The organism is Psychrobacter sp. TB55-MNA-CIBAN-0194, assembly GCF_040309505.1.
GTDB lineage: Bacteria > Pseudomonadota > Gammaproteobacteria > Pseudomonadales > Moraxellaceae > Psychrobacter > Psychrobacter fozii.
The window spans coordinates 1-273 of the sequence record NZ_JBEOOW010000272.1 but is presented as its reverse complement, the minus strand read 5'-3'; the positions used below and the strand labels follow the sequence as shown (position 1 = coordinate 273).

The 273-nt window shown below is 40.7% G+C and carries 1 protein-coding gene; it reads left to right on the top strand.

What is annotated here, in order from left to right:
* Positions 1–184, top strand: a 184-nt coding sequence (locus AAEY75_RS15125) for a DUF2999 family protein (RefSeq protein ID WP_352260043.1), incomplete at its 5' end; no start/stop codon positions are given.
* Between the last annotated feature and the right edge of the window lie 89 nt (positions 185–273).

The window sequence follows — 273 nt, the reverse complement described above, 5'->3', positions numbered from 1 at the left end:
GACGTTAACTGAAAACCCATTCGCAGCAATGGCAACTATTGGTCAATTCGGTATTCCTGCAGAAAAGCTACAACAGTTGATGGGCATGGTGATGCAAAACCCAGCCTTAATCAAAGAAGCAGTTGAAGAGTTAGGACTAGATTTTTCTAAATTTGAAGCAGAAAAAGCGCAGCTACAACCATAAGTACTAAGCCATTAAAAATGCACAAACAACAACGGCCAGTATCTTAAGATGCTGGCCGTTTTTGATTTATCCGATCACGACTGCTATTG